Source organism: Kibdelosporangium phytohabitans (genome assembly GCF_001302585.1).
In the GTDB taxonomy this organism is placed as follows: Bacteria; Actinomycetota; Actinomycetes; order Mycobacteriales; family Pseudonocardiaceae; genus Kibdelosporangium; species Kibdelosporangium phytohabitans.
The window spans coordinates 8,723,703-8,741,047 of record NZ_CP012752.1 but is presented as its reverse complement, the minus strand read 5'-3'; the positions used below and the strand labels follow the sequence as shown (position 1 = coordinate 8,741,047).

Annotated in this window: 18 protein-coding genes; 5 read left to right on the top strand and 13 right to left on the bottom strand. The window is 69.5% G+C overall.

The genetic code is table 11. The features are described 5' to 3' along the window. The 5 genes from AOZ06_RS39275 to AOZ06_RS39255 form a co-directional block, all read right to left on the bottom strand. On the bottom strand, positions 1 to 2,310 hold the full coding sequence (locus AOZ06_RS39275) for a zinc metalloprotease (RefSeq protein WP_054294006.1): 2,310 nt from the start codon (positions 2,308 to 2,310) through the stop codon (positions 1 to 3). Positions 2,311 to 2,319: 9 nt separating this feature from the next. Continuing rightward, complete coding sequence (locus tag AOZ06_RS39270; RefSeq protein WP_054294005.1) at positions 2,320 to 2,955, bottom strand: hypothetical protein; 636 nt, start codon at positions 2,953 to 2,955, stop codon at positions 2,320 to 2,322. Positions 2,956 to 3,165: 210 nt separating this feature from the next. Beyond that, positions 3,166 to 4,332 carry an AI-2E family transporter gene (locus tag AOZ06_RS39265; RefSeq protein WP_179950771.1) on the bottom strand — a complete coding sequence of 389 codons (1,167 nt, stop codon included), beginning with the start codon at positions 4,330 to 4,332 and terminating at the stop codon, positions 3,166 to 3,168. Between the two features lie 148 nt (positions 4,333 to 4,480). Beyond that, the gene (locus AOZ06_RS39260) at positions 4,481 to 4,825 is read right to left on the bottom strand and encodes a VOC family protein (protein ID WP_236952481.1); all 345 of its coding nucleotides are present in this window, start codon (positions 4,823 to 4,825) and stop codon (positions 4,481 to 4,483) included. Positions 4,826 to 4,912: 87 nt separating this feature from the next. After that, positions 4,913 to 5,791, bottom strand: a complete 879-nt coding sequence (locus AOZ06_RS39255; protein ID WP_054297257.1) for an alpha/beta fold hydrolase — start codon at positions 5,789 to 5,791, stop codon at positions 4,913 to 4,915. 223 nt (positions 5,792 to 6,014) lie between these two features. Here AOZ06_RS39255 and AOZ06_RS39250 point away from each other — a divergent pair, with 223 nt between their 5' ends. Next, a complete protein-coding gene (locus AOZ06_RS39250; RefSeq protein ID WP_054294003.1) occupies positions 6,015 to 6,575 on the top strand; it encodes a hypothetical protein in 561 nt (186 codons plus the stop codon). Between the two features lie 25 nt (positions 6,576 to 6,600). On the opposite strand, the gene AOZ06_RS39245 is transcribed toward AOZ06_RS39250, so the two are convergent. Then, on the bottom strand, positions 6,601 to 7,098 hold the full coding sequence (locus AOZ06_RS39245; protein ID WP_054294002.1) for a hypothetical protein: 498 nt from the start codon (positions 7,096 to 7,098) through the stop codon (positions 6,601 to 6,603). Positions 7,099 to 7,147: 49 nt separating this feature from the next. Between AOZ06_RS39245 and AOZ06_RS55035 the strand changes: the two genes are divergently transcribed. Then, positions 7,148 to 7,324, top strand: a complete 177-nt coding sequence (locus AOZ06_RS55035) for an Lrp/AsnC ligand binding domain-containing protein (RefSeq protein WP_218921855.1) — start codon at positions 7,148 to 7,150, stop codon at positions 7,322 to 7,324. 10 nt (positions 7,325 to 7,334) lie between these two features. Here the strand turns inward: AOZ06_RS55035 and AOZ06_RS39240 are convergent, their stop codons facing one another. From AOZ06_RS39240 to AOZ06_RS39225, 4 genes are all read right to left on the bottom strand, one after another. Continuing rightward, positions 7,335 to 7,799 (bottom strand): DUF3558 domain-containing protein, encoded by a 465-nt coding sequence (locus AOZ06_RS39240; protein ID WP_054294001.1) that lies wholly within the window; start codon positions 7,797 to 7,799, stop codon positions 7,335 to 7,337. Between the two features lie 86 nt (positions 7,800 to 7,885). Beyond that, entirely contained in the window at positions 7,886 to 10,288 is a 2,403-nt protein-coding gene (locus AOZ06_RS39235; RefSeq protein WP_063810191.1) for an ABC transporter permease, read from the bottom strand. Next, positions 10,288 to 11,028, bottom strand: a complete 741-nt coding sequence (locus tag AOZ06_RS39230; protein WP_054293999.1) for an ABC transporter ATP-binding protein — start codon at positions 11,026 to 11,028, stop codon at positions 10,288 to 10,290. The genes AOZ06_RS39235 and AOZ06_RS39230 overlap by 1 nt, the downstream gene beginning before the upstream one ends. Next, entirely contained in the window at positions 11,025 to 11,234 is a 210-nt protein-coding gene (locus AOZ06_RS39225) for a hypothetical protein (RefSeq protein WP_054293998.1), read from the bottom strand. The genes AOZ06_RS39230 and AOZ06_RS39225 overlap by 4 nt, the downstream gene beginning before the upstream one ends. An 81-nt stretch (positions 11,235 to 11,315) precedes the next feature. Between AOZ06_RS39225 and AOZ06_RS39220 the strand changes: the two genes are divergently transcribed. Both AOZ06_RS39220 and AOZ06_RS39215 read left to right on the top strand, forming a co-directional pair. Continuing rightward, positions 11,316 to 12,059, top strand: a complete 744-nt coding sequence (locus AOZ06_RS39220) for a TetR/AcrR family transcriptional regulator (RefSeq protein ID WP_225953006.1) — start codon at positions 11,316 to 11,318, stop codon at positions 12,057 to 12,059. Positions 12,060 to 12,198: 139 nt separating this feature from the next. Beyond that, on the top strand, positions 12,199 to 12,633 hold the full coding sequence (locus tag AOZ06_RS39215) for an SRPBCC family protein (protein WP_054293996.1): 435 nt from the start codon (positions 12,199 to 12,201) through the stop codon (positions 12,631 to 12,633). A 47-nt stretch (positions 12,634 to 12,680) separates the two neighbouring features. On the opposite strand, the gene AOZ06_RS39210 is transcribed toward AOZ06_RS39215, so the two are convergent. Together AOZ06_RS39210 and AOZ06_RS60700 are read right to left on the bottom strand one after the other, a co-directional pair. Then, a complete protein-coding gene (locus AOZ06_RS39210) occupies positions 12,681 to 14,033 on the bottom strand; it encodes a TIGR01777 family oxidoreductase (protein ID WP_054293995.1) in 1,353 nt (450 codons plus the stop codon). 42 nt (positions 14,034 to 14,075) lie between these two features. Further along, entirely contained in the window at positions 14,076 to 16,337 is a 2,262-nt protein-coding gene (locus tag AOZ06_RS60700; protein WP_225953005.1) for an SDR family NAD(P)-dependent oxidoreductase, read from the bottom strand. Positions 16,338 to 16,415: 78 nt separating this feature from the next. On the opposite strand from AOZ06_RS60700, the gene AOZ06_RS39195 reads away from it, so the two are divergent. Next, a complete protein-coding gene (locus tag AOZ06_RS39195; RefSeq protein WP_054293994.1) occupies positions 16,416 to 16,868 on the top strand; it encodes a MarR family winged helix-turn-helix transcriptional regulator in 453 nt (150 codons plus the stop codon). Here the strand turns inward: AOZ06_RS39195 and AOZ06_RS39190 are convergent, their stop codons facing one another. Then, positions 16,869 to 17,327, bottom strand: coding sequence for a peroxiredoxin (locus AOZ06_RS39190; protein WP_054293993.1), 459 nt, complete (start codon positions 17,325 to 17,327; stop codon positions 16,869 to 16,871). It abuts the gene before it with no gap. Positions 17,328 to 17,345 lie beyond the last annotated feature (18 nt).

Sequence of the window (17,345 nt, the reverse complement as noted above, 5' to 3'; positions counted from 1 at the left end):
CTACTTCGTCGAAGTCGGCACCCTTTCACTGGACGCGGGCGGTGTGCCGCTGGACGAAGTGGAGGGCGGCGGTGTGGTCGTGGTTTGGCTGCGTCGCGCGCTTTCCGTGGTCCTCGGTGGCTCCACGGGGGTCGTCGTGGTGGGGTTGGGGCTGGTGGTGGGCGGTGACGACGAAGGAGACGCCGACGGCGACGACGATGGCGGTGCGCTCGAACTGGTGCCGGGTGTCGTGTGCTTCCGCAGCACACCGAGGATGTCCGCCTTGACTCCCTCGAGTGTGGCCTGGATCTGCTGGATCGTCATGTGCTGGATGTCCCGCGCCAGCTGGGGCAGCCGGGCCCAGATCGCGGCGAGTTCCGCTTTCGCCTCAGCGTCGAGGTCCTCCGGCAGGGTGACCACGAGCTGGGAAGCCAGCGCGACTGTCACGCACTGCACGCACGAGTGGTTCAGTGCGACGGCGACGTTCCGCGGCACGACCACATCGGCCTGACCCACCACCAGCACCACCTGGAACGCGACCGCCACCGTGGTGCAGTTCTGGCAACTGGCCAGCGCGTACGCCTCGTTTCGGCTGTCGACCGTGCCGTCGGTGACCCAGACCAGGGCGAAGGAAACGTCGTACTGGACCGAGCCGTCCGCGGTGTTCACGACGAGCGCCTGGTTGTCGTCCGCTCCTGGTGGCCGGGGCAGGTCGAACGGGAGGACCAAGGTCGGTGCCGCGGAGGTCGCGGCTTTGGGCACCAGCACCATGGCGAGGGCCGGTCGCTGCTTGGTGGGCAGGGTCCTGGCGCTCGGCCACACGACGTTGGCTTTCTTCGCGGGCGCCGCCGCAAGTTGTGCCGCGGCCGTCACCGGCTGGTTGCCTGCCTGCGGCAGCGCGTCGAGCACGGTTCCGCGCTCGCCCGGATCGATGGGCCGATATCGCTCGGGTTCCGGCCACCACGCCCAGAGCAAGGCGGCGGCGACAGCGACAGCAGCGACCGCGGCGACAGCGCGGCGCACGGGTTTGCCCGCCGTGGCACGCCACACCCGCGTGACCACGCTCTTGACGAGCCGGGCCAGCAGCAGGGCAATTCCCAGCAGAGGCAGCACGATGGCCACGATGGACAGTGCGCGGACCAGGACAGCCGCCACCTCGCCCCGATCGAGCTCGAGCGCCGCGAACCGCCATTGGTTGCCGATCGAGTGCCACGCGGTCCCGGCGATCCGCGGCAGCGCCAGCACGACCAGCGCCATGCTGGTCAACAGCAGCGGAACGACGACCACGACCCAGATCGTGACGACCGCGCGCGCCCACGGTTTGAGCACAGTGGACTCAGGCGAACCCCAGCGGTGCGGCAGGAGCCCCAGCAGGGTCGGTTTGATGCGCTGGAACAGGTCGGGAACGCCGACGAGGTCGGCGAGCACGTGGTAGCCGTCGAACCGGACCAACGGGGTCAACTGCCGGACCATCTGCAGGATCTGGGTCGCGATCACCAGCAGCAGGGCGTCCCAACCGGACAGCCACCAGATGCCGTACATGGCGACCGCGACGACCGCGTTGAAGTACAGGCCGCCGAGGTCGGTCCGCAGCCGCCCGCCCCGGCCGAGCCGGTAGCTGTCGGTGACGTCGGTGTAGAACGCGGGCCACATCAGGTACAGGCCGAAACCCATCGCGCCGGGAACGGCCCCGCCGTACCGGGCCGCGGCAGCGTGCCCGAACTCGTGGAATCCCGCGGAGACCGCGGTGACCGCGAACACCAGCAGCAGCAACCCCGGTTGCTGGAATGCCTGGTGTGCGGCGCCTGCCAGGCCCTTGTCGAACAGGACCCAGAAGGAGATCACCGCGAACGCCAGCACGACCGCGGTCACCACCAGCGGGTGGAACAGCCTGGCGAACGGGGTGGTGATCCGGTTGGTCACTTCGGGTTTGCTGATGACGCGGCGCAGCCGCAGTCCGAGCAGCGGATTGCTCTTGGCAGAACGCGGTTGGGTGCCATCGGCCGACCGCAGCACGCCGAGCGGCTCCAGCTTGTCCGCGATCAACTGGCGGATGTTCGCAGCGGTGACACCGCGGCTGATCGCGGTGCTGACCCTGCGTGCGATCTGCTCGTGGTCCGCGTGGCCGTCGATCGCCGCCAGAACCTGGTACAGCAACGGCGTCAGCTGGATCACTTGGCCGTCACCGCGCCGGACGAGGGCCGGTGGGCGCCGGTAGCCGGAACCGCGCAGCTCACCGATCAGTTCCACGTTCTGGGCGCGCTGCGGGACAGCGACAGCGGGGCGGGACGCCCGCACGGCGTCCCGCCCGTGGCCCGATGTGACGCTCATCAGGGCCCCTTACTGCTCGATGCCGGATTTCTGCGTGGCGTTGGCCTCGGCGTCGGCATCGATGTCCTGGGTGATGATCGCGTCCTGCTGCGCGACCGCGGTGGCCTCCGACCCGGTCGAGCCGATGTTCGCGGCCACGGCGGCGTCGATCGGCGCGGCCACGTTGGCGTTCGCCGCGACGGCACCGTTGATCGGCGCGGTCAGGTTGAGATCGGCGGCCAGGTTCACGTCGACGTTGAGCAGGCCACCGTCGAGCGCCCCTGCCACGTCCGTGGGCACCGGCTGAACCGGTTGCGGCGCAGGCTGCTGCGGTGCCGGCGACTGTCCCTGGTCGATGGCGCTGTCCTGGTCCGCGTTCGCGACCGCCTCACCGGTGATGCCCTGGTCGATCCGGACGCCCTGGTCGGCCAGCGCCTGCGCGGTGGAGCCCTCGGAGAGCACGTTCGCGCCGACGGCCGCGTCGATCGGCGCCGCGACGTTGGCGTTCGCCGCCACGGCCAGGTCGACCGGTGCTGCCAGGTCGAGTCCGAGATCCAGGTCGACGTTGAGGTCGAGCAGCGAGTACACCTCCTTGTCCGGCAACGCGATCGCGCCCTCGGCGGCGAGTTCGTCCGTCGACAACGGCGGCAGGTTCGTTTCACTCATTCGTCTCTCCATCCGTAAGCCTCGATGGAACGGACTTTTCCCATGCCCGGCCGGAACGAAACGAACCAAGCGCCGCTTTGGTCTATACCAGACGTAATGCTTGGGCCATCCGGCTCAACGCGTGCCATCCCATGCCGGTACGTGGCCCGGTTCGCGACTTACTCCGAGTCACGTGGAAAGTCGGCGTGTTCGCCTGGCCTGCCAGGCTGATCACGCCCGGTCGAGACGGGGGTAGAGCACCTGCTCGGCCAGCAGCAGCCCGGCCGCCGCGACGGGAATCGCGACCAGGGCGCCGACCACGCCGAGCAAAGCCCCACCCAGCAGGACGGCCACCACGGTCACCAGCGCGGGGACTTTGACCACGCCACCGATGATCTTGGGTATCAGCAGGTAGTCCTCGACCAGCCGGTACACGACCACGAACCCGATCGTGGCGAGGCCGACCGGGACGGACACCGTCAGCGCGACCAGGCTGACCACGACCCCGCCGACGATCGACCCCACGACCGGGATCAGGTCCAGTACCGCGACGGTGATGGCCAGCAGCACGGCGTAGGGCACACCGAAGATCAACAGCCAGATCAGCGTGACGACCCCGGCGATGACCGAGATGAGCAGGTTGCCCAGCACGTACCCACCGACCTTGGCGGAGATCTCGTCGCCGATCAGGATGGCGCGGGGGCGGCGCGAATGCGGGATCAGGCGGTAGAGCGACGCGCGGATGCGGGGCAGGTCGGCGACGAAGTAGATGGTCAGCACGATCAGGATCAGCAGGTTGGTCAGCACCCCGAACACGGCGACCCCGGCGTCCAGCAGGCCGGAACCGCCGCCGAGGAAGTTCTCGACCGCCTGCTGGATGCCGAATCGTTCGTTGAGTTTGCCGAGCCAGGAACTGCTGTCCTGGGCCGCACGCAGGTAGTCGGGTGCCTTGTCGACCAGCTGGGTGGCCTGCTCGACCACGGCGGGGATCGCCGCGGTGAGAAACCCGCCAATCGCCCCGAACGCCACGACGAACACGGAGGTGACCGCCAGCCACCGGGGAAAGCGGCGGCCGACGAGCCAGGACACGACCGGCTCGAGGCCGATCGCGATGAACATCGCCAGCCCGATCACGATCAGGACGTCCCGCAGCCCCACGAGGAGCAGCACCAGACCGTAGGTCACCGCGACGCCGGCGGCGGCGGCCATCCCCACCAGGAACGGTGACTTCCGGTTGAATCGCTTGCCGAGCACGCCGAGCGGCTGATCGGAATCGCTGATCTGCGCGGCTTCGGCCTCCGCCTGGGCCACCGGGCCCTCGCGCTGCGGGTCGTGCGGCTGGCCGATCAAGTCGTGATGTGCCGTGGCGGCGGGATCCGGAGTTCCGGACGGGGGCATCGCGGTGCCTCGGCTCTGTGAACGCGGCGTTGAACCAACACCGCTCCTACGCCCCGGATTGCTCCACGCCGATCACCTCAAACCTCCGTGATCGAAACGCTGTCAGCGACACCCGCACGCGCCCCCCAGGCCGGATGTCCACTCCGGATCACGGGAACACGCGGAACTCGTTCCCTTCCGGGTCGGCGAGGATGACGTGGTCGTCGTGGTCGGCGACGACCACCGCGCCGAGCGTGGGCAACGTGGTGTGATCGCCGGTCACGTCGACGTGGACGCGGTTCTTCATGGTCTTGGGTTCGGGGAAGAACGTGAGGAAGATCCGCGGCCCGGCACCGTCGACGCGGAGCAGCATGACGCCGGGATCGTCCTCGGGGGAGTCGATGCCCATGGCGCGCGACCGGGCCAGCTCCTCATCGTCGTACGGGGCGATCTCGTAGTCGTCGAGCGCGGATGCCCAGAACCGGGCGAGCGCCGCCGGGCGGTGGGTGTCGATGACGATGTCGCGAAGGCCGGCGACACGTCCGGATGCTGCCAGCCGGCACCCGCGTTGTCGCTCGAATTGCCCGTGCGCCGACCGCCGTCACGACCGACAGTCCCTGTCCCGGTCGAGGAACCGGGCGATCGCCGCGGTGAGGTCGTCCGGAGCGAGCTCGGCCACGTGGTGGCCGGAGTCGATGCCGTGGCCGGTCACGTCGGCCGCCCAGTTCCGCCAGATCAGCAGCGGGTCGCCGTAGAGCTGTTCTAGGTCGTCACGCAGGGACCACAGCACGAGCACCGGCTGCCGGAGCGTGCGACCGGCGGCCCGGTCGGCTGTCTCGTCGCGGTAGTCGACCGTCACCCCGGCCCGGTAGTCCTCGAGCATCCCGCGCACCACGTCGGGGTCCCGCATCGCCGCACGCCACTCCGCGTGGTTCTCGCGGCCCATGACGTCCGGATCGCCGTGGTACCAGGCGTCCGGGTCCGCGTTGATCACGCGCTCCGGGATCCCGGGCTGGGCGAAGAAGAACCAGTGCCACCACTCGGTGGCGAACCGCGCGGTGATGCGATCAAGGTGTTCACTGATCGGCAAGCAGTCCACCAGTACCGCTTTGACGACGTGCTCCGGGTAGTCCAGCGCCAGCCGGAGCGCGAAGTAGCTGCCACGGTCGTGCCCGACGACGGCGAACCGGTCGAAACCGAGTGCGCGCATCGCTGCCAGCAGCCGGCGTGCCCCGGCGCGCTTGGAATGCGGTTGGTGGTCGTCGGCGGGCGCCGGTTTGCCGGACCGGCCGTACCCGGGCAGATCGGCACACACCACCGTGAACCCTCGGCTCACCAGCATCGGCGCCACCCGATGCCACGTCGCGGAAGTCCGCGGGTGCCCGTGCAGCAGCAACACCGCAGGGCCGGAGCCCGCGTGCCGGACGAAGATCGGCAGCCCGTCGGCGTCCACTGTTTCCGCGACGAAGTCCTCGAACATGATCACAGGATGCCCGCGACGGCACCCGCGCACACCTCGCTGTGGCCGGGCAGGTCAGCTGATGTCCACAGTGGATATCGGAGCCGCTGTTGGTCCGCGTCCGCCGGGCACGTCCGGTGGGCACATCCGCCGAAGAGGGGGTGCTGCCGCGGGAACCGACGTTTGGCCGAACTGTCACACGGTTACCTCACTCGGGTCAGTCGGCTCGAAGGGGAGAATCATCATGAGACGCAAGGTCGGCGTGCTGGGTGTCATCGGGGTCGGTCTCTGTCTGCACTTGTCCGGCTGCGCCGGTGGCTCGTCCAGTGGCAGCCAGCCCCCGCCCCCGGCCAAGCCGGACCCGGCGGTGTGGATCAACGACTTCTGCGGCGCGATCCTCCCGCTGGGGGATCTGGGGCAGCAGCAGGCCCCGAAGCCCGCACAAGGCGATCTCGCCGCCGCGAAGCAGGCGGTCAGCGACTCGCTCGGCAAGATCAAGGACGCGTTGAGCCCGGCCATCGAGGACCTGGGCAAGCTCGGGCCCGCACCGGAACCCGCTGGGGAACAGGCGAAGGCGAAACTGCTTGAGGTCTTCACCCCGGCGCACCAGCAAGCCGTGGACGCCAAGGCCAAGCTGGATGCCGCGCCGGTGTCGGCGGCGCCGGTTCAGGAGGCGGCGACCGCACTGGTTTCGGTCGGCGACAAGCTGACCAGTCTGGAGAAGCCGTTGGCGGACCTGCAGAGTTCACCGCAGCTGGACGGCGCCGCCAAGCAGTCGGCGAACTGCCAGAAGCTGGAGAAGTGACGCGTGGCAGCGGCCCTGGCGCCTCTCACAGTCCCGGAAGGCCGTTGGAGTTCAGTTCCACGATGTCCTTGACCTGAACCGGCGACAGGCCCGCGTCCTCGATGTACGTCCGGGCCCGCGGGTACAGGTCTCTGGGGAAGTAGGGGAAGTCCGAACCGGACGATGCGATCGGCCCCGAACGTGCCGACGGCGGCACGCGTCGCGGGCCGTGGAAGTTGGCGGAGTTCCACCACATCTTCCGCCACGTTCCGATAGCAGGTTCGGGCTGCCCCTGCTGCCAGTAGGCGGCGCTGTCGCCGATCCGCTGGGCCAGAAAGGGCAGCGTCCCGCCCGCCGCGTCCATCAGCGGCAGGCGGGCCTGGCACGGCGCGACGACAGCATGGTGCACCTGGTGTCCGGCGGCAGCGGCGGCGGATTCCGGACCCTGCACGTGCTGAGCGACGACCAGGTCGCGGTGCTCCGCGCTGGGTCCGAGCGGTGGGGCCCAGTCACTCCCACCGGCGCGGACCGTCAGCTGTCGCATGACGGGCGCGCTTCCCATCCCATGCTCGCCAGGGAGACGAGAGTCGGAGGTGGCGTTCTGCGCGGCCACCACCGGAACCACCGACATCCTCGCCGCGGTCGTCTGCCGGGACGGGCCGGACCTCCACCGCCACCTCACCGAACGAATCGGCGCACTTCCCCTTCTCCGCGAAGTGGAGACCGCGCCGCCAATCCGCACGGTCGAACGCGCCGGTGCCTTGCTGTGAGGCCGGGCCACTAGTTCTGGAGTCGCTGGACGACTGCCTCGCCGATCTCCCGGATGGGCTTCTTGACCTTGGTGCCCTCGATGCCGAGTACGCCGGTCTCCGGGCCGGTGGCGACCCAGAGCATGCCGGTGGTGAGGCTGGCCCGGTGGCCAGACACCGGTTCGGTCTTGTTCTTCTCGCCGATCCAGGTGTTGTCCCGGGTGGAGTCGAACGAGACGGCCAGCAGGTAGATGTCGCTGGACGGTGCGGACTGCCACACGCAGCGGCTGAACGACTTGTCCGGCCCCTCGTTCTGGGCCTCCTGCGTGACCCGGTTCACGCCGTAGTCCAGCAGCTGGCTGCGGGTGAGCACCTCGCAGACCTTGACCTTGCCGAAGTCCAGCTGCTTCTCGTCCCCGCCGGACGAGCAGGCCGCGGTGGTCAGCAGCAGGACGGCGGTCAGCCATTGGGCGGACCCTCGGCGCAGTCGGGGCATCGCCGGAGCCTAGCGCGCGAAGATCACCCCGTCCGGGAAACCGGCCGACCTGGCCGGCGTCCCGGGTGGTCATCGCTGCGCCGGGGTCAGCCGATCGCCTCGATCGGCTTGGGCTTCATCGCGTGCCGGGCGGCGACGGCTGTGGCCGGCCACACGATCAGGAACGTGGCGAGCACGACCGCCAGGAAGATCCACAGTGGACCGGACGGGATGATCGACCCACCGGCGAGTGCCATGGATTCGACGCTCAACGCGGCTGTCACCGTTCCCAGTGCGAGGCCGGTCGTGGCGACGATGGCGCTCTCGGTCATGAGCATCCGGGTGACCTGCCGCCGGGTGGCGCCGGCGAGGCGCTGCACGGCGAACTCCCGGCGCCGGGACAACACGGACACGACGATCGTGTTGACCGTGGCGATGGCGGCGTAGGTGATCGCCAGGCCTGCGAGCAGGTAGTTGATCCAGCCCTCGACGTCCGTTCTCGCCCGCACGCTCGTGGTCAGCGAATCGTCGACCGTGATGCCCGGCACCCCGCTCAGGTGTGTCCGCACCGCCTCGGCCACGTGGCCGGTTCCGCGTACCAACAGTTGCGACGGCAGTCCCGCTGTCGTGTGCTGTGCCAGCAGGGACGCGGGCAGGATCAGGCTGCCGTAATACGACGGACTGTCGAGCAACGCCACAACGCGTACGTCGACCTGAGCACCGTCGCCCAGTCGCATCTTGGCGTGCGACCCGAGCGTCAGGCCAAGGTCCTCCGCCTGGTTCTCCGGTAGCGCCACGGTGTTCCCGGCGAGGTCGGCCATCGATCCCGCGGTGACCGGGACCGTGAACGCCTCGCCGTCCACTCCTGTCAACGTCGACGGGTCGCTTCCCTTCGAGTCGTACGGCTCCTCGATCCACCCGCGGCTCGACACGACTGACGTCACGCTGGTCACGCCAGGCGCCGTGCGAACGGTGCCGGCAAGCTCCGGTGAGATCCCGCCCGCTGATGGCGTGACCACAGCGTCGGCTTCGAACTGGGACAGATACGCGCTGGTGGCCGCCTCGGCTTTGGTCGTCTGGCCGTAGATGTTGCCGAGTGCGATGGTCACCGCGAGCGTGACGGGTGTCAGCACGGCCGCGAACTGAACCGCGCGGACGCGAACGTTGATCGTCGCGAAGGTGTTCTTCCGCGCCAGGCCGACGGCTTTGACGATCAGGGCGGGGGCGAGCAGGGCGATCGTGACGACGCCGGTCAGCAACGCGGGCCCGCCGACCGATGACGCGGTCTCCGGGTCGAAGAACACCGTGGTGAGTACCAGAACCAGTGTCGCCAGACCGCAGACCTTGGCCGACAGCAACCGGATGGGGCTCAGTCGCACGTCCGGGACCGCCGCCTCCGCCAGCGCCTGGATCGGCCGCGCGCGTGCCGCGGTCCGAGCGGAGAAGTGGGCTGCCAGCCACGAGATGACGAGGACGGCGAGCGTGCCCGCGGCAAAGGGAATGATGCCCTGGTGGAACGTCAGCGCTTCGGGAACGACGCCCTGCGACGCGCTCACGGAGAAGATCCAGCCACCTGTGAACGCGCCCAGCGCCATTCCCGCCACCACGGCGACGAGACTCACGATCATCGTCTCGGCCACGACCATCCGGTGGACCTGTCGTGGCGTCGCGCCCGTCGCGCGCAACAGCGCCAGCTCCTGCTGCCGTTGCCGTACGGACAGGCCGATCGTCGCGGCGATCACCAACGCCATGAACACCAGCATCATGCCGCTGAATATGCTCGACAGCAGGATCAACGGCAGGAAGCTCGCGCCGATCGCCGTGAACTCCGCGGCTCCCCGGTCGTCACCGACCAGAATGGACAGATCCGGCGGCAGCTGCCGGGCCAGGGTGTCCACATCGGTGGTGAACACGCCGATCAGGTCCGCGAAGCCGGGCCGCGGCCAGTACCGCTGCACGTCCCCGTCCGAGAAGAACACCGCCTGGGCAGGACCTGCTGCCACTCCGCTGACCGTGAAGGACTTCGGTGCCCCGGCGACCACGATGTCGACCTTGTCGCCGGGCCGTGCTCCTGACGACGTCGTCAGCACGACCTGGCCGGGCATCCGCGGCTCGCTTCCGTCCGAAAGCGTGTACGGCGTCAGCGCGGCAGACTGCCACGAGTGCCCGGAAAGGGCGGTGTCCGCGATGGTGACGGGTATCGACACGTCCGCGACCGCCCGCTCGACACCTGGGATCGCGGCGATCCTGTCGACCAGCCCGGCTGCCACCCTGGCGCGTTCGGGATACGCGACGGTCTCGGTTTCCTCGTCCGGCAGCGCGAATCCCGACGGTCCGGTGAGGACGACGGGTACGCCCGCGAGCCGCTGCGGCGGCGCCTCCAGGCGGATGGCCGTTTCGAACAGCCCACCGCACGCGATCAGGATCGACGCGCCCAGCGACACGGCGATGAACGTGGCCAGCGCCGCTGCGGCGCGCCGCCGGAGGCTGGCCAGGGCGAGCTTGACCATCACCGGTTCACCTTCGCCGACTCACCGAGACGCGCGAGCCGTCCCGCCACGCCTTCGACCGTCGGTGCGGTCAGCCGCGACACGATCTGACCGTCGACGAGGAAGAGGACCTCGTCGGCATAGGACGCCGCCACGGGGTCGTGGGTGACCATCACGATGGTCTGCTGGTAGCGGGTCATCTCGCGCATCAGCCGGAGCACCTCGATCGCGGTCTGGCTGTCCAGGGCCCCGGTCGGTTCGTCGGCGAACGTCACGTCCGCCCGGCTGGCCAGGGCACGGGCGACGGCCACGCGCTGCTGCTGACCACCGGACAGTTCGCTCGGCCGGTGCCGGATCCGGCCGCTCAGCCCGACCTGGTCGATGATCCTCGTCACCCACTGCGAGTCCGGCCGCCGTCCGCTCAGCACGGTCGGCAGGGTCACGTTCTCCCACACGGTCAGCGCGGGCATCAGGTTGAACGCCTGGAAGACGAAGGCGACGCGGGCACGCCTCAGCAGCGTCAGCTCGGTCTCGCCGAGACCCGTCAGCGACTTGCCCACGAGGGTGACGGATCCGGATGTCGGCTCGTCCAATCCGGCCGCGCAGTGCAGCAACGTGCTCTTGCCGGAGCCGGACGGCCCCATGACGGCGGTGAAGCTCCCCGCCGCGAAGTCCACTGTGATCCCGGCGAGTGCGGTGACCTCGGCCGCGCCGTGCCCATATGTCCGGCGGACGTTCGCCAGGCGCACAGGCGCGGTCAACGGTGGGCTCCGCGCTTGTCGACGGGGATGGCCCAGATGACGCCGACGATGACACCGCCGACGGCGGCGGTCCACAGCCAGAACGGGTAGGGCAGGTGCCAGCCGATCAGGCACATCGCGAGCCAGATGGCCAGCTGGATGCCGACCACCGCCAGCCAGGCAGTGGTGATCACCCGTCGGACGGGCGGCAGGTTCCTGATGCTCACGTCAACCCCCAGTGGTCGGTACGATCGAGAAACAGTGTAAGGCATGAACAGTTTTTTGTCGCGGATGGGAGGATGATGGCGATGACAGAGCAGCTACCCCCAGGACTGGCCCTGGCCTGGGGCATCACCCCCGGGCCCGGCAAACGCGGTCCCAAACCCGCGCACAGCGTCGCCCGGATCGTCGGCGCCGCCGTGCAGCTCGCGGACGCCGGCGGCTTCGCCGCCGTGTCGATGCCGAAGATCGCCAGACACCTCGGCATCACCGCCAACGCGCTCTACCGCTACATCAACTCCAAAGACGAGCTGTTGGTCCTGATGGCGGAAGCCGGGTGGGGCCCGCCGCCGGACATGTCGTCCCAGGCGTGGCGGTCCGCGTGCACCACGTGGGTCCAGGCAGCCATCGAACGCTTCCGCGTGCACCCGTGGCTGCTGGACCTGCCTGTCCGCGGTGCCCCGGTCACGCCCAACTTGTTGCGGTGGCTGGAAGTCCTGCTCGAATCCCTGGTCGGTACCGGCCTGCGGAACCAGGACATGCTGGGCTGCGCGCAGCTGCTCGACGGATACGCTCGCAGCACAGCCCTGCTCGTGCGCGGCCTCACCGAGAGCACTGCCGCGCCGCTGCAGTCGGTTCTGGACTTCCTGCAGCCGCGCCTGCAGGGCTTCCCCAGGGTTGCCACGCTCATGGCCAGCGGTGAATACCGTGACGAGGAGGACCCCGCTCCCGACCTGAAGGACGACGTCGAGTTCGGCCTCGGCCGCATCCTGGACGGCATCCACGCCCTCATCCTCCGCCGGCCGGAAACCCAAGAGCCGCCTGTGGAGTAGGAACTCGCCGGGGCGCCGTGCCGCGCGCGATCTGCAGCCGTGGGCAAGGCTGGGTAGGTTTGCGTTGTACCGGTGTGCGGGGTACACGGATCCCGGGTGTGCCCGCGGATCGGCCTTCACTTGACCGAGGAGAACAGTCATGGTGCACGTCGAACGAACACTCACCGTCGGTGTGCCTGCCGCGGTCGTCGCCGGCTACCTGGCTGACTTCGGGAACGCGGAGGAGTGGGATCCCGGCACTGTGTCGTGCACCCGGACGGACGAAGGCGAACTCGCGCCCGGTGCGCGATGGCGCAACATCTCGGAGTTCCGGGGCAAGCGGACGGAGCTGACCTACGAGCTGACGCGCCGGGATCTCGGCCGGATCACCTTCGTCGGCAACAACAAGACCGCCACGTCCACCGACGACTTCACGATTGTCGAAGGCGAGGAGAGCACGACGGTGCACTACGCGGCCACCATCGTCTTCCACGGTCTGGCCAAACTCGCGGACCCGTTCCTCAAGCGGCACTTCGAACGCCTCGGTGACGAGGTCGTCGTCACGTTGACCGCGGCGCTGGAGAAGCGCGGCTAGGAAGACCGCCGTTCGGCGCGGTATGCGCCGCGACTGTCCACATCGGCCTACCGCGGCTGGTGGGCGAAGGTGGAGTCGGCTCCCAGCAAGTGACGGAGTGCCTGGGACAGCAGGGGATGGCGGAACTCGTGGCCGGTGCGGACGAGCTTGTGCGGCTGGACGCACTGGTTCGCCAACGCCAGTTCGCGCGCGCCGTCCCGGCCGAGCAGCAGTCGCGGGCCAAGCGCGGGTACGGACAGCAGGGCGGGCCGGTGCAGGACCGACGCCAAGGTGGTGGTGTATTCGTGGTTGCGCACCGGATGGGGGCTGACAGCGTTCACCGGCCCGGAGACGCTGTCGTCGGTCAGTGTCCGCAGGTAGATGTCGACGAGGTCGTCGATGCCGATCCAGGACATCCACTGCGTGCCGTCGCCGAGCTTGCCGCCGAGACCCGCCGCGAACAGCGGGTAGTGCAAGCGGAGCAGGCCACCGCGTGGGCTGAGCACAAGACCGGTGCGCACGTGCGCCACGCGCAGACCGGCGGCACGGGCAGGGGAAGCGGCCGACTCCCAGTCCGAGACGAGGTCGGCGAGGATGCCTTCGCCGCGTCGGCTGTCTTCGGTGAGCCGGTCGTCCCCGCGGTCCGGCCCGTAGAAACCGATCGCCGAGGCGGTCACGAACACCCGCGGCCCGTCCGGAGTCCGCGCGGCTGTTTCGGCAAGTGCCCGCGTCGGGCCGATCCTGCTGTCACGCAGGGCTTGTTCGTGTTTGGCGCTGAAGTGCCCGGCGATCGACGCGCCGGCCAGGTGCACCACAGCGTCCACACCGGACAGCAGATCGGCGGCCGGTTCGCCGGGCACCCACTGGCGTTCGTTCGACGATCGCGCCGTTCGCCTGACCAGACGGATCACCCGGTGCCCGGCGGTGGTCAGGAAAGCTGTCAGCGCTGTGCCGACCAGGCCGCTGGCGCCGGTCACGGCCACGGTCATCGGCTTGGCCCGCAACCGTCGCTGCGCGGCGAGGTCCGCGGCGAGTTGCCGGTGCCGGAAGGCGAACATCGCACGCAGGGCCCAGCGCGGCAGGCGTGTCCTGACGTGGTCGGTGACCCTGGTGTGTCCCGGGTCCACCGCGTCGAACTGGTGCGTGTGCTGCCAGTCCAGCAGCGTCGACAGGACAGGTGTGCTCAGCCGATCGACGAACTGGTTCGGCGGCGCGTATCCCCGCGGTTCGTGTGCCGCGGTCCAGCTCAGGCCCAGGGGCAAGGACAGGGTCGCCCGGCCGTCGCGGAGCGAGTCCGCTTCCGCGGCCAGCGTGACCGGCTGCCACGGCGGCGCCAGCCGGGCGAACGCGCCTGGCCGGGCGTGCCAGGCGAACACCTCCTCGACCGGCGCCGGGACGACGCTGGAGAACTCGCCGCTCACGCAGCCCCCTGAAAGGTGTCATGGGTGGATTACGCTGTGAATCTACCCGTTCTGCGAGGTGTTCAACCTGGCCGCTTCGCTGCAGTGGAGCCACGCGCGGTGCACGTGCTCGGCGTTGTCGTGACGGCCGGGCAGGTAGTGGGCCGGACGTTCCCGCCGGTCGTGCCAGAACCGCCCGGACGGGGGCGGTGGTTGGGTCGCGGCCAACCACACGATCGTGTCAGCGCCCTCGGTGGCGTCACGCAGCAGAGGCTTGGTGATCCTGCGGAAGATCGGCAGCGAGTTCGTGATGCCCGGAGTGTCGGCCCAGCCTGGGTGCATCGCGTGCACTGCGATCCCGTCACGGGCGTAGCGAGCCGCCAGTCGTGTGGTGAACGCGACCTGGAGGCGTTTCGTGCGGGCGTAGGCCACGGCACCCCGGAAACGGCCCTGCCGGTAATCGACATCGCCAGCCGGGACGGACTGGGTGTACATACCGCCGGAGGACACGAACACCACTCGGGCGTCGGCGGACGCCGCCAGCGCGGGACGCAAGCGTTCGGTCAACAGCATGGGCCCCAGCACGTGTGTGGCCAGCGTGATCTCGTGCCCTTGCCGGCTTTCCTGGCGTTTGGCGGGCAGGACTCCGGCGTTGTGGACGAGCAGGTCGACCGTCGGCCACTGGGCGCGGGCTTCGGCCGCGAAGCGTGTGACGTCGTCAAGGTCCGCGACATCGCAACGCGCCACAACCAGCTCCGCCCGCGGCACCTGACGCAGAATCCGGTTTCTGGCCTGGTTGCCCCGGTCCTCGTCACGCACGACCAAGACGACCCGCGCGCCCAGGCGCGCCAACCCCGCGGCGGCGGCCATGCCGATCCCGGAACTCGCCCCGGTCACCAGCGCGGTCCGTCCCGCCAGCGCGTCCCGCCGCGGATCGTCGGCAGGCCACGAGTGGCGCCGCAGCCGGTATCCAGCGCGGCTGTATCCGACGAGCACGCTTCGGTCGGCGACGGTGTCCGCCACATCGGCCAGACGAGTCAGCGCCGTTCCCTGAGCTTTGTCGGACAACGCCTTCCAATCGTCCCGATTGGACTTCACGAGTGCTGGGACCTCCAGATGAGGTGGTGTGGGTCCGTAGGCGTTGGCGGCCGCGGCACGGCGTCGTACGCCGGGGATCGCCGTCACCACACGCAGCAACGCGGGCGGGGCGATCGGCCGCCCGGACTCGCGGGCTTCGGCGGCCCGGCGTTCGAGCCGGACCTGATCGGATTGCACCTGGTGGATCGCCGACTGCCGCTCGGCCTGGATCGCCGCCAGCACGGCGTCCGGCACGGCGCGGCCGGAGCTCAACGCCGGCGTCAGCCGGTTGGCGGCGGTGACCGCGTCCTGGACGGCCATCAGGATCCCGTTGCCGCCCACCGGGGAGATGACGTGCGCCGCGTCGCCGATCAGCAACAGCCCCGGCCGCCACCACCTCTCCACGCGCGAGATGTCGACCGACAGCAGCGTGGTCTGTGCCATGTCGGTCAAGTGTGCGACCCGGTCGGCCAGCCACGGCACCAGGGCGGCCACGGCTCGACGGATCGGTTCGACCCCCGCCTCGCGGGCCGCGGCGTAACCACCCTTGGGCAACGTGTACCCGACCTGCCAGCCCGCCGTCCCGGTCAGCAGCCCCACGTAGTGGTCGCGACCGAAGAACACGTCGACACCGGCCTCCGGCGGATCGGAATCGCGACGAGGCACCGTGAACCACAGCAGGTCTGTCGTGGCGCCGAGGGACCGGACCGGGAGATCGGCCAGCCGCCGGAGCTTCGAGAAGCGACCGTCGGCCGCGACGACCAGCGCCGCGGGCAAGTCGTGGTGCCCGGTGCTGTCGCGATAGCGCACACCGCTGATCCGGCCGTCCGGCTCGCGCACCAGGTCGGTGACGCGGCACCCGGTCCGTACCTGACAGCGTGGCAACGACTCGATGCGCGCGGCCAGGAAGTCCAGGAACTGGGCTTGCCGCATCAGCGCGACGTAGTTGAACCGCGTGGGGATCTGGCCGTAGTCCGCGGTCGTGATGGTCCCGGCCGGGGTGTGGAAGCGGAAGTACCGGGCCTTGTGGTGCGGCAGCGCGAGCAGTTCACCGGCCAGGCCGAGCTGGTCGAGCAGTTCCAGCGTGTAGGGGTGCAGCGAATCGCCACGGAACTCGCGGTCGAAGTCCCGGTGCGCCTCCAGCAGGGTCACCGGGACACCGGCACGGCCCAGCAGGTAGGCGAGCACCATCCCGCCCGGCCCACCGCCGGCGATCACGCAGCCCGGCCCGGTCGCCGGGTCACTCATCGCGGGCAATGTCGCTAGACAATCTAACCATGAGTCCAGCGTACACACATCGCTAGACGATCTAGCTAAACTCCGGGGGTGGCGGATGAACACACGGCGCGTGAGATCGGCCTGGCGGTGCGCCGTGTCCTGCTCGCCGGGCGGGAGATGCAGTCGGCCATGGCCCGCCGGATCGGCGTCCGCGTGACCGACCTGCAAGCCGTGGATCACGTGGAGGCGGCCGAGTCGCCCATCGGGACAGTCGAACTCGCGGCCCGGCTGGGTATCAGATCCGCCTCGGCGACAGTGCTGGTGGATCGGCTCGTCGAAGCCGGGCACCTCACCAGATCCGCCGACCCCGAAGACGGCCGCAGGGTGATGCTCGCGATCACCGACCACGCCCGCGTCGAAGTGCGCCAGGCGCTGGCGCCCCTGATAGCCAGGATCACCACCATCACCGCCGCGCTGGACGACGACCAAGCGGAGACCGTCCTCGGATTCCTGGACGACATCGTCACGGCTATGCGCGAGCCGACCGATCATCCGGGATAGTCACTTCGCCACGTGCGCTCGGAGAACGGCGAGTGCGGTGTCAGCGTGGACGGACATCCGCAGTTCACTCTTGATCACGTCGAGAATGCGCCGATCGGTGTCGATGACGTACGTGCGGCGACGGGTCAGCAGCGGGCCGAAGCGTCGCCGTGCACCGAACTGAGACGCCACAGCGCCGTCGGGATCGGACAGCAACGGGAAGTCGAACAGGTTGACGGCCGCGAATTCCTGCTGGCGTCGCACCGGGTCCGGGCTGATGCCGACCGGTTGCGCGCCGACGGCGGCGAACTCGGCGTTGAGGTCCCGGAAGTGGCAGCTTTCCGCCGTGCACCCACCGGTCATCGCCGCGGGGTAGAAGAACAGCACTACCGGGCCGTCGGCGAGCAGGCCCGACAGCGTCCGGGGCGACCCCGTCTCGTCGGACAGTTCGAAGTCGGCTGCGATGTCCCCGGTCTTCATCCGTGCTCCTCCTGGCCC

Excerpts from the sequence above, each read along its gene's own strand:
- AOZ06_RS39275 (WP_054294006.1), bottom strand. The coding sequence starts at position 2,310 with ATGAGCGTCACATCGGGCCACGGGCGGGACGCCGTGCGGGCGTCCCGC.
- AOZ06_RS39270 (WP_054294005.1), bottom strand. The coding sequence starts at position 2,955 with ATGAGTGAAACGAACCTGCCGCCGTTGTCGACGGACGAACTCGCCGCC.
- AOZ06_RS39265 (WP_179950771.1), bottom strand. The coding sequence starts at position 4,332 with ATGCCCCCGTCCGGAACTCCGGATCCCGCCGCCACGGCACATCACGAC.
- AOZ06_RS39255 (WP_054297257.1), bottom strand. The coding sequence starts at position 5,791 with ATGTTCGAGGACTTCGTCGCGGAAACAGTGGACGCCGACGGGCTGCCG.
- AOZ06_RS39250 (WP_054294003.1), top strand. The coding sequence starts at position 6,015 with ATGAGACGCAAGGTCGGCGTGCTGGGTGTCATCGGGGTCGGTCTCTGT.
- AOZ06_RS39245 (WP_054294002.1), bottom strand. The coding sequence starts at position 7,098 with ATGCGACAGCTGACGGTCCGCGCCGGTGGGAGTGACTGGGCCCCACCG.
- AOZ06_RS39240 (WP_054294001.1), bottom strand. The coding sequence starts at position 7,799 with ATGCCCCGACTGCGCCGAGGGTCCGCCCAATGGCTGACCGCCGTCCTG.
- AOZ06_RS39235 (WP_063810191.1), bottom strand. The coding sequence starts at position 10,288 with ATGGTCAAGCTCGCCCTGGCCAGCCTCCGGCGGCGCGCCGCAGCGGCG.
- AOZ06_RS39220 (WP_225953006.1), top strand. The coding sequence starts at position 11,316 with ATGACAGAGCAGCTACCCCCAGGACTGGCCCTGGCCTGGGGCATCACC.
- AOZ06_RS39215 (WP_054293996.1), top strand. The coding sequence starts at position 12,199 with ATGGTGCACGTCGAACGAACACTCACCGTCGGTGTGCCTGCCGCGGTC.
- AOZ06_RS60700 (WP_225953005.1), bottom strand. The coding sequence starts at position 16,337 with ATGAGTGACCCGGCGACCGGGCCGGGCTGCGTGATCGCCGGCGGTGGG.
- AOZ06_RS39190 (WP_054293993.1), bottom strand. The coding sequence starts at position 17,327 with ATGAAGACCGGGGACATCGCAGCCGACTTCGAACTGTCCGACGAGACG.